A 6619-nucleotide genomic window follows, 5' to 3' on the forward strand; every position below is an offset into this window, starting at 1 on the left:
GTGCTCTTCCGATCTTTTGGGACAGGGGATTACAGGCGCCTTATCTTTGATCGGCTTTGTCTTTGGATTAGAGTTGATAAAGCAAAATATTTTAGATATCTTGAACAATGTCTTCAACAATATTTTCAATAATAAAAATGATGGAATTTATTATCAATCATTTTTTGTCCGATTTGATACCTATTCACATTGGCTGATATTAGATGGATTTGTTATACTAACTACTTTTCTCTTCTATTTTTCTGCTCAATATTTCTATCAAAGATTAAGTTTAGAGGAGAAAGGAAACTATCTATTATTTCCTAAGTTTCGCTTACCAATTTCTTTGGTTGCAGGGATTTTCACAGCTTATAGTATTTGTGGAAACATTGGACTTGGGAGTAGCTCAATTAATTTACTCATAAGATATAATATACTTCCAGGTATTTTAGTGTTTGTAATCACATTTTGCTTCTTCATGGTACTAAATAATTATAAAAAGATTTATGAAAAAATTGGAATGATAGTTGTAAAAACCAATAAATAACTTAGTAAAAAATAGCTTCTAATTTAATAATAAAAGCTCCTTTATGAAACTAAAGGAGCTTTTAAATATTTACAACGATTAAAAGAACGGTTAATCAATACTAGGCTTCTAGTAAGGGATAAGGAGATTGAGAAAATTTTCATTTATTTATATACCTATAAATCGTTGTTCTTGACACTCCCCAAGAATCCGCAATCGACTTAATCGGCGTACCACTTTCTACCAAGGTTTTAAGAAGCATTATGTCTTTCTCTGAAAATTTCTCAGGTCTTCCTCCAAGCCTTCCTCTTGCACGTGCGGCTTCTCTACCAGCGGCAGAACGTTCTAAAATAAGGTTTCGCTCAAATTCCGCAAAGGCCGCAAATAAATGAAACATCAATTGTCCAGTCGAACTTAATTTATCCATTGTAATATTTTCTTGTAGACTATGAAAACTTACCCCCTTATTATTAAAAGAATTAACAATATTAATGAGGTCCTCCATATTTCTACCTAATCGATCTAACCGCCAAACAACGATCGTGTCTCCAGGACGAGAAAATTCGATGGCGGATTTTAATCCAGGTCTTTCTCTTTTACTTCCTGACATATGGTCAGTAAATATTTTTTCACAGTTATATTTTTTGAGACTATCTTTTTGTAAATCTAAATTTTGAAGTCCAGTTGAAACTCGTGCGTATCCTATATTCATTTTTTTCTCCTTCATTTTAATTTATTGTATTGTATCATAACTTAGAAAGATATGTATAAATGAACATAGAATAAATCACGGGTTTATGAACAATAAATATAAATGTTTTTGAGAATTTTAATAAGAAAAGAAGAGTGTCCATAAAATGACCATTTTATGAACATTCAAACATTCACTTGAATATAGATGGATGTTCTGATATAATACATTCAAACAAACATTTGAATGTAAAGGAATGATCGTATGAATAATGAAATTTGTGAAATAACTTGTATTCATGAAGACAAAGTTAATCGTGCTAAATCTAAACTAGCAAACTTTGATACTCCGTCAGTAAGTGGTTTCTTTAAAATATTGTCAGATGAAAATCGACTTAAAATTGTACATGCTTTAGTTCATGAAGATGAGCTATGTGTTTGTGATATTGCTAATATCATTGATGCTTCGGTCGCAACAACTTCACACCATCTGAACTCCTTAAAAAAATTGGGAGTAGTTGATAGTCACAAGGATGGTAAGTTAGTCTACTATTTTATTAAAAATATCAAAATCTTAAATCTTATGGAGCTTGGCGTAAATTTTAAAGAAGAGGTGCTAGCATGAGTGAGAAAATGACCGAAAAAACCTATCGAATAGAAGGATTAAGCTGTACAAATTGTGCAGGTAAATTTGAAAAAAATGTAAAGCAGTTGCCAGGAGTTACGAGTGCAACAGTAAACTTTGGTGCAAGTAAGATTTCAGTAGAAGGCCAAACAACAATTGAAGAACTCGAAGAAGCGGGAGCCTTCGAAAATCTTATCATTCGTGATGATCAAGAAAATGATGAACAAGTTAGATCAAAAGAGTCTTTTATTAAACGGAATATCGCTTTAATCATCTCTCTTGGTTTTATACTTGTTGCTGTGATTTCCCAACTATCATTGGGCGAAGATCATTTATTAACGAAAGCTCTTTATATATTGGCAATAATAATTGGTGGATTTGATTTATTTAAAGAAGGGTTCTCTGATTTGATCAAATTGGACTTCTCCATGGAATCTTTAATGACTATTGCAATTATTGGGGCCGCATTTATTGGAGAATGGGCCGAAGGTTCTATTGTAGTAATACTATTTGCTATTAGCGAAGCTTTGGAACGATTTTCAATGGATAAAGCAAGACAGTCGATTCGTTCTCTTATGGATATAGCTCCCAAAGAAGCTCTTATCAGGAGAAACAATGTAGAGCAATTAGTCAGTGTCGATAAAATCGATATCGACGATATTATGATCATTAAACCCGGACAAAAAATAGCCATGGATGGGCTTGTTATCAACGGTCATTCTTCAGTAAATCAAGCAGCAATAACAGGAGAATCGGTTCCTGTTGAAAAACAGTTAGATGATGAAGTGTTTGCAGGAACACTAAATGAAGAAGGTGTTCTTGAAGTCAAAGTAACAAAAAAAGTAACGGATACAACGATTGCCAAAATCATTCACTTAGTTGAAGAAGCGCAAGGAGAACGAGCTCCTGCACAAGCCTTTGTAGATAAATTTGCAAAATACTATACGCCATTCATAATTATTATGGCCCTTTTGATAGTGGTTGTTCCTCCGCTATTCTTTGGTGGTGACTGGAATAAATGGCTTTACCAAGGGTTATCCATTTTAGTTGTCGGATGTCCTTGTTCATTAGTGATCTCAACACCTGTTTCAATTGTTTCGGCTATTGGTAATGCAGCAAAAAATGGTGTTTTAGTAAAAGGCGGAGTCTATCTGGAAGAAATTGGTCATTTGAGAGCAATTGCTTTCGATAAGACTGGAACCTTAACAAAAGGAAAGCCTGTCGTAACGGATTTCATTGCAACCAGTTCTGAAACTGATATAAATTATCTATCGATTATTTCATCGTTGGAATCTCTTTCTCAACACCCATTAGCTTCTGCTATTTTAAACGAAGCGGATAAAACTAATGTGGATTACAAGTCAATACAAATCGAGGATTTCCAATCTATCACAGGTAAAGGACTTACAGGTATACATCAAAACATACGTTACTATATTGGAAGCCCTAAACTGTTTTCTGCATCAGTAATCGAAGAAACAGCGGTCAAAGTACAATACAGACAATTTCAAGAACAAGGGAAAACCGCCATGTATTTCGGTACTGACGAACAAATTTTAGGAGTAATTGCTGTCGCGGATGAAGTAAGAGATTCAAGTGCTGCCGTTATTTCTGAACTCCACAAGTTGTCAATTGAACACACTATTATGCTTACTGGTGATAATACTAAAACCGCTGAATCTATTGGTAAGCAATTAGGTGTGACTGAAATAAAAGGAGATCTAATGCCTCAAGAAAAATTAGATTCGATTAAAGCGTTGCGGACAACTTATAATAAAGTAGCAATGGTTGGCGACGGCATTAATGATGCACCAGCATTAGCTGCATCGACGGTTGGTATTGCAATGGGCGGTGCAGGGACAGATACGGCTCTCGAAACTGCTGATGTTGCTCTAATGGGCGACGATTTACAAAAATTACCATTCATTGTTAGACTTAGCCGTCAAACTCTAAAAGTAATTAAGCAAAATATCACCTTCTCATTAGGTATAAAACTATTAGCTCTACTACTAGTCATACCAGGTTGGCTAACACTATGGATTGCTATTGTAGCAGATATGGGAGCAACGCTTTTAGTAACATTAAACGGATTACGATTGATGAAAGTTAAATAACACAACAAATAAAAGAAGGCATGTTTATAAGCGTGCCTTCTTTTTATGATACTTTTTAGTTTTTTTGAACGCTAGTTATGAAGCAAACTATGCGCCATTTAAATATTAAAATGACAGTCTAACCTTATTAAGTAGGTGTTCCCATTAATACTTTGATTTCCTTAGATAATAGGGTTCTGTTGCAAAGTTTTAAATAAAGAATAAAATCCCTTACGGTATCTATGATTTAGGCTGTTATTCCCATTAATACCTTGATTTCAGTAGACACCGAAAAGCCGAAGAGAGTGCCTTCTTTTCGGGTTTTCTTATATAATCCTCGAATGGCTTCCATGCCTTTAATCGTGGGTGAGGCAGTGCGTAAACTTCGATAGAATTTATTGCGTCTCTTTACTGGACGATGGTCTTGTTCAATCAAATTATTCAGGTATTTAATGGTACGATGTTCTGTCCCTTGATAAAAGCCGTATTCTTTTAGTTTCTTAAAGGCACTTGTAATAGAGGGGGCTTTATCTGTGACTACAACCTTCGGTTCATCAAACTGCTTCACTAACCGCTTAAGAAAAGCATAGGCTGCTTGTGTGTCCCGTTTTTTACGTAACCAAATATCCAAGGTTAAACCATCTGCATCGATGGCTCGATACAAATAATGCCATTTTCCTTTGATTTTGATGTACGTTTCATCCATTTTCCATGAATAAAAGGATTTTTTATTTTTCTTTTTCCAAATTTGATAGAGTAGTTTGCCATATTCTTGTACCCAACGATAAATCGTCGTATGAGAAACGTTAATGCCACGATCATATAAGATTTCTTGAACTTCACGATAGCTAAGGTTATAACGAAGATAGTAGCCCACGGCTACAATAATCACATCCTGCTGAAATTGCTTTTCTTTAAAATGATTCATCGTCATTCCTCCTGCTATCTTTTTCTATTATTCTACCTTATTTGATAGTAGATTTAAAACTTTGCAACAGAACCCTATATTCGTTACAATGGTTATGGGAAGTTTTTCAAAAGGTTAAGAAAAGCTTACGGGGGTTTTTGAAATCAAAAAGTAGTAGGGGACGATAAAATGAAACATACACACAAAATCATATTGGCTGTCACTTCTGTATGCACTGTTATTATTCTAGGTGTAAGTATCTTTTTTGTTACACAAGCAGTAACAAACAATAAATTAGAAAACACTAGTCAAACAACTCAACACTCAAGCAGCAGCTCAAAACCTGTTGAAGATAAACAAACGACGAAACAGCTTGATCAAGCAAAACAGCTTGCTGCAAGTTATCATTATGATGAAGCCATCGCCTTACTTGAAAAAGACGACGCCAAAGAAGCGCAACAATTGTTAGCAACTTTGAAAAAAGAAAAAGAATCCTTGGTAAAATGGGAAGACCCGACCAAAATCTCACACGTCTTCTTTCATAGTCTGATTGTTGATCCAGCTAAGGCTTTTCATACCCAGCAAGCACAAGGGTATAAAGATTATATGGTCACTATTTCCGAATTCAATAAAACCATTGATCAGTTATATAAAAATAACTATGTTCTTGTTAATCTAAATGGATTAGTCAAAAAAGGAACAGATGGAAAACTGACCTTTACAGGTGTTTCTCTTCCAGAAGGAAAGAAACCGTTAATTCTTTCGCAAGACGATGTCAGCTATTATGAATACATGGACAATTCAGGATTTCCAAGTAAGTTGATTGTCGATAAACAGAACCAAATCAAGAATATTTATATCGACAATAAGAAGGAAACTGTTGGTGACTATGATATGGTTCCATTGATCGATTCATTCATTAAAAAACATCCCGATTTTTCTTATCAAGGCGCCAAAGGAACATTAGCTTTAACAGGCTATAATGGTGTATTAGGTTACCGTACATCAAAATCAGAATATGGTGATAACGAAAAAACAAACAAAGAAATCGAAGCAGCCAAAAAAGTTGCTGATCAATTAAAGAAAGATGGTTGGAGTTTTGCTTCTCATACTTGGGGACACTTGAATATGACACAAGCTTCTTTAGCCGATATCCAACAAGATAATGAACGTTGGCAAAATGAAGTTGCACCTATTTTAGGCAAAACAAATATTTTGATCTACCCATTTGGCGCTGACATCAGCGATTGGCAACCTTATTCTGAAGCAAATCAAAAATTTGCTTACTTGAAACAACAAGGATTTGATATCTTCTGCAATGTCGATGCCTCAACTCCTGCATGGGGACAACTAGGAACTGACTACTACCGTAACGCCAGAATCAATATTGACGGTATCCGTTTCGAAGCTGACCTAAAAGGAGAAAATCCAATACTTGATCAATTTATCAACGTCAAAGAAGTGTATGACCAAAAAGATCGAGGATAGAGGTTGTGAAAGAAGCGTCCAGCTCCGCCGACAATAAGTAGGAATTAACTATCTAGGAACGCATACCATGCGTAAAACAGGCGCTTATAAGGTCTATACCCAGTCAAACTATAATATTGGTTTAGTGATGCATTTATTAAACCATTCAAGTGAAGCTATGACCTTAACGTATCTTGGATTAGATCAAGCTAGTCGAGAAACGATGTTAGACCAAATTGATTTTGGGTAATGAATGTTTAGAACTTAGTAGTCGTCCAAAAACGACTACTTTTTTTGTTGAATCGTCCAAGGACGATTCGATGCTTTTGACT

The 6619-nt window shown here is 34.9% G+C and carries 6 protein-coding genes; 4 read left to right on the forward strand and 2 right to left on the reverse strand.

The genetic code is table 11. The features are described from left to right. A partial coding sequence (locus AB0N03_RS51695) for a hypothetical protein (protein WP_364388867.1) occupies nucleotides 1-526 on the forward strand: 526 nt, incomplete at its 5' end. Between the two features lie 139 nt (nucleotides 527-665). Here the strand turns inward: AB0N03_RS51695 and AB0N03_RS51700 are convergent. Next, complete coding sequence (locus AB0N03_RS51700; protein WP_364388870.1) at nucleotides 666-1217, reverse strand: recombinase family protein; 552 nt, start codon at nucleotides 1215-1217, stop codon at nucleotides 666-668. A gap of 243 nt (nucleotides 1218-1460) precedes the next feature. On the opposite strand from AB0N03_RS51700, the gene AB0N03_RS51705 reads away from it, so the two are divergent. Both AB0N03_RS51705 and AB0N03_RS51710 read left to right on the forward strand, forming a co-directional pair. Then, nucleotides 1461-1820, forward strand: coding sequence for a metalloregulator ArsR/SmtB family transcription factor (locus tag AB0N03_RS51705; protein ID WP_003726380.1), 360 nt, complete (start codon nucleotides 1461-1463; stop codon nucleotides 1818-1820). Continuing rightward, complete coding sequence (locus tag AB0N03_RS51710) at nucleotides 1817-3934, forward strand: heavy metal translocating P-type ATPase (protein ID WP_001291323.1); 2118 nt, start codon at nucleotides 1817-1819, stop codon at nucleotides 3932-3934. The genes AB0N03_RS51705 and AB0N03_RS51710 overlap by 4 nt, the downstream gene beginning before the upstream one ends. A gap of 226 nt (nucleotides 3935-4160) precedes the next feature. Here AB0N03_RS51710 and AB0N03_RS51715 read toward each other — a convergent pair whose 3' ends face one another. After that, nucleotides 4161-4841, reverse strand: a complete 681-nt coding sequence (locus AB0N03_RS51715; RefSeq protein WP_058212875.1) for an IS6 family transposase — start codon at nucleotides 4839-4841, stop codon at nucleotides 4161-4163. A 168-nt stretch (nucleotides 4842-5009) separates the two neighbouring features. Between AB0N03_RS51715 and AB0N03_RS51720 the strand changes: the two genes are divergently transcribed. Beyond that, nucleotides 5010-6308, forward strand: a complete 1299-nt coding sequence (locus AB0N03_RS51720; RefSeq protein WP_014017385.1) for a polysaccharide deacetylase family protein — start codon at nucleotides 5010-5012, stop codon at nucleotides 6306-6308. Nucleotides 6309-6619 lie beyond the last annotated feature (311 nt).

The sequence above is a fragment of the Amycolatopsis sp. NPDC051061 genome (genome assembly GCF_040682935.1).
Taxonomy (GTDB): Bacteria; Actinomycetota; Actinomycetes; order Mycobacteriales; family Pseudonocardiaceae; genus Amycolatopsis.

Excerpts from the sequence above, each read along its gene's own strand:
- AB0N03_RS51700 (WP_364388870.1), bottom strand. The coding sequence starts at position 1,217 with ATGAATATAGGATACGCACGAGTTTCAACTGGACTTCAAAATTTAGAT.
- AB0N03_RS51705 (WP_003726380.1), top strand. The coding sequence starts at position 1,461 with ATGAATAATGAAATTTGTGAAATAACTTGTATTCATGAAGACAAAGTT.
- AB0N03_RS51710 (WP_001291323.1), top strand. The coding sequence starts at position 1,817 with ATGAGTGAGAAAATGACCGAAAAAACCTATCGAATAGAAGGATTAAGC.
- AB0N03_RS51715 (WP_058212875.1), bottom strand. The coding sequence starts at position 4,841 with ATGAATCATTTTAAAGAAAAGCAATTTCAGCAGGATGTGATTATTGTA.
- AB0N03_RS51720 (WP_014017385.1), top strand. The coding sequence starts at position 5,010 with ATGAAACATACACACAAAATCATATTGGCTGTCACTTCTGTATGCACT.